The organism is Candidatus Binatia bacterium, assembly GCA_036382395.1.
Classification (GTDB): Bacteria; Desulfobacterota; Binatia; order HRBIN30; family HRBIN30; genus JAGDMS01.
Genome location: DASVHW010000125.1, coordinates 1 through 3,430 on the forward strand (window position 1 = coordinate 1; position 3,430 = coordinate 3,430).

The window sequence follows — 3,430 nt, forward strand, 5'->3', positions numbered from 1 at the left end:
ATTCAGTCTGTTCGGCATGTTTCGCCTCCTCACACAACGCCTGCTCTACACCATCCCGGTGCTGTGGCTAGTGGTGTCGGTGGTTTTTCTGCTCATCCACCTGGTGCCGGGCGACCCGATACAGCAGATGCTGGGCGAAGGCGCGGCGGCGGCCGACATCCAGGCGACGCGGCACGCCTACGGGCTCGACGTCCCGATCGGGCGCCAGTACGTGAATTACTGGAAAGGCGTGCTGCACGGCGACTTGGGACAGTCGTTGCGCTTTAACCAGGGCGTCACCCAGCTCATCGCTACGCGCTACCCGTACACGCTGCGGCTGACCCTGGCCTCGCTCGCGGTGGCGCTGCTGCTGTCCATTCCGGCTGGCGTACGGTCGGCGCGGAGGCGCAATCGCTGGGACGACCGCGCCATCAGCTTTGTCAGCCTGCTCGGCCTGTCGTTCCCCAATTTCGCGCTCGGCCCGGTGTTGATCTTGTTTTTCGCGATCTACCTGGGAGCGCTGCCCGTCTCCGGCAGCGGCACCTTGGCGCACCTGGTTCTGCCGGCAGTCACCATGGGCGGCGCGCTGGCGGCGATCCTGACGCGCATGGTGCGCACCTCGATGCTGGAGGAACTGGGGCAGGACTACATTCGCACCGCGCGCGCCAAGGGCCTGCCCGAGCGCACCGTTGTGTACCGGCACGCGTTGCGCAACGCCATGGTCCCGGTACTCACCGTGATCGGCTTGCAGTTTGGCGCCTTACTGGCGGGCGCCATCGTCACGGAAACGATCTTCTCGTGGCCGGGAATCGGACGCCTGACTATCCAGGCGATCTCCAACCGCGACTACTACCTGGTGCAGGGCTGCATCCTGGCGATCGGGTTGACGTATGTGGCAGTGAATTTTTTTACCGACATTCTCTATTCGGTGGCGAATCCGAGAATACGACAATAGGCTTCGGGCTTCGGGAAATCCAACTTCCCTAACGCCTAATACCTAAAGCCTAAAGCCTGTTTTCGCGCTGCCTTAGGCCTTCTTCGGCTCCACAGTTTCCACCAAAACCTTCGCTACTCTGCGTCCATCCATATCGAGCACCGTGAAGCGGCGGTTCACGTAGTCCACTGATTCCCCGGTGCGCGGGATGCGCTGGAACTGAAACAGCATGAATCCGGCGAGGGTTTCATATCCCTGGTCCGACGGCAGGGTGAAGTGATTCTGCGTTTCCAGGTCGCGAATAGTGGTTGAGCCGTCGAGCACCATGGTGCTGGCGCCCGCCGGGAACGAAGGCACGGCGACGTCGAATTCGTCCTCAATCTCGCCGACGACTTGCTCCAGGACGTCCTCCACCGTGACCACTCCGGAGGTAGAGCCAAACTCATCCACAACCACGGCCAAGTGGCGCTTGCGGCGGCGAAACTCCACCAGCAGGTCGGTCAGGGGCTTGGTTTCCGGCACGACGAGCACGTGGTGCATGATGTCGCGCACGGTCATTTGGGCCAGCCGGACACCCGCTTCCTCGGCGGTGCCCTTGGTATAGCGCAGGCGCATCCAGCGCGTCAGGTCCTTGCTGTAGAGCAGGCCAATGATGTACTCGGGGCCGCGCTGCGGGTCGTACACCGGCACCCGCGAGTGTTGCTCCTCGACGACGCGCGCCAGCGCCTGCTCCAGCGGCATGTCGGCGGGCAGCGAGAAGATGCGCCGGCGCGGCACCATGATCTGGCGCACCGTTAGCTCGCCCAATTCGAGCGCGCGCACCGCCATCTCGTGCTCGATGTTGGCAATCATCCCGTGATGGTGCGAGGAGCGCACCATCAGCTTGAGCTCCTCGGGTGAATGAACGCCGGCGGTACGGATTTGCGTGGTCCCAAAGCGGCGGAGCACCCAGTACGCGGAGCGGCTCATGATCCTCAGGAAAGGCCGCGCCACCGCCATAAAGACGAGCATGGGGCCGGCTACGGCCAGCGCGATGCGCTCACCGCGGTGCAGCGCCAGCGACTTGGGGACCAGTTCGCCCAGTACGACCAGCAGGTATGTGATGAGGAGGAACGAAATCAGCACGCCAAGGGCGTGGGAGTAGGCGGCGCCGTGTGGCAGGCCCTCGAAGGCGTGTTCGAAAACGGAGGCCAGCGTCGCTTCGCCGACCCAGCCGAGGCCCAGGCTGGCCAAGGTAACGCCCAGTTGGACGGCCGCCAGGAGGTCGTCGAGATGCTCATGCAGCCGCAGCACCTTGCGGGCGCCGAGGCGGCCGGCCTCGATCATCTGCTGGATTCGCGTATCGCGGACGCTGATCAGGGCGAATTCGGTCGCCACAAAGAAAGCGTTCGCCGCCACCAGCAGGACTACGGCGAATACGCGCACCAGCACGTAACCAACCATGCCCGGCGATTGTAGCAGCAGGCCTGCGCCATCGTTGAAACGGGGTCAAAGCGCTGCAACTGAAACTCGAAACTGAAACTTCGTTGCTTTCCTTTTCATGGAGTTGGGGTCTAAGGAAAAGGATGGCTGGCCGGGTCCGCCTGGGAAAACCGGGAACTTTTTCGTGGCGGCCGGCGTAATAAAGGGGAGGGGCGGCACGTCTCCCCTAAGATAGACCGGAAGCGAGATTTAACCCCGGCGGTACCCGGGCCGGGGCTGGAGGCTGGGAGTGGCGAACGGCAACGGAAAAAAGAAGAAAAAGCGCTGGATCATAGTCACCGTATCGCTGGTGGGCGTCATCATCATCGTGCTGGTAGTGACTGCCATGACGCGCGGGGGCGCCAAGATCGACCCCTCGAAGCTGGCCAAAGTCGAAAAAGGCGACCTCGCCAAGAGCGTGGTCGCGACCGGCAAGATCACGCCCATCGTCAAGACCGATATCAAGTCGAAGGCCAGCGGCATCGTGAAGAAATGGTACGTGGACGCCGGCGAGCGCGTGAAGACCGGCACCCTGCTCGTGGAACTCGATAAAGACGAGATTACTGCCCAGGTCCGCCAGGCCCGTGCCTTCCTGGAAGCTGCCGAAGCCCAATCCCGCGCCTCCAAGGCCGACCTCGAGCGCGCCAAGGTGGACGCCGAGGGTCCCGATGTCCCGCTGCTCAAGCGCGCTTACGATCGCGCCCAGAACATGGCCAAGGACGGTGTAGTGTCGCAGGCGCAGCTCGACGACGCGCAGAAGAACTACGAGCTCGCTTTGAACAAGCAGCAGGTGTCGAAGGCCAACCTGATCGTGCTGAAGGCAAAAACATCCCAGGCGGACGCGCAGGTCAACCAGGCGCAGGCATCCTTGAAGCAGTTGGAAGAGCAACTTGGATACACGACCATCGTCGCACCCATGGACGGCCTGATCCTGTCGCGAAACGTGGAAGTCGGCGACGCGGTCAGCTCCATCCTGGTGCTGGGCTCCTCGGCCACGCTGGTGATGAGCGAGGGTGATACCAGCGAAGTTTACGTGCTCGGCAAGGTGGACGAGAG

3 protein-coding genes are annotated in these 3,430 nt (G+C 62.9%); 2 read left to right on the forward strand and 1 reads right to left on the reverse strand.

Annotated elements, in window-relative coordinates; translation table 11 throughout:
- The first annotated feature begins 16 nt into the window (after window positions 1-16).
- Window positions 17-934 carry an ABC transporter permease gene (locus VF515_05965; GenBank protein ID HEX7407183.1) on the forward strand — a complete coding sequence of 306 codons (918 nt, stop codon included), beginning with the start codon at window positions 17-19 and terminating at the stop codon, window positions 932-934.
- Between the two features lie 72 nt (window positions 935-1,006).
- Here VF515_05965 and VF515_05970 read toward each other — a convergent pair whose 3' ends face one another.
- Window positions 1,007-2,356, reverse strand: a complete 1,350-nt coding sequence (locus VF515_05970) for a hemolysin family protein (GenBank protein HEX7407184.1) — start codon at window positions 2,354-2,356, stop codon at window positions 1,007-1,009.
- A 268-nt stretch (window positions 2,357-2,624) separates the two neighbouring features.
- On the opposite strand from VF515_05970, the gene VF515_05975 reads away from it, so the two are divergent.
- A partial coding sequence (locus VF515_05975; protein HEX7407185.1) for a biotin/lipoyl-binding protein occupies window positions 2,625-3,430 on the forward strand: 806 nt, incomplete at its 3' end.

Bases quoted from the DNA above. Each gene is read 5' to 3' on its own strand.
- VF515_05965 (HEX7407183.1), top strand. From the start codon at position 17: ATGTTTCGCCTCCTCACACAACGCCTGCTCTACACCATCCCGGTGCTG.
- VF515_05970 (HEX7407184.1), bottom strand. From the start codon at position 2,356: ATGGTTGGTTACGTGCTGGTGCGCGTATTCGCCGTAGTCCTGCTGGTG.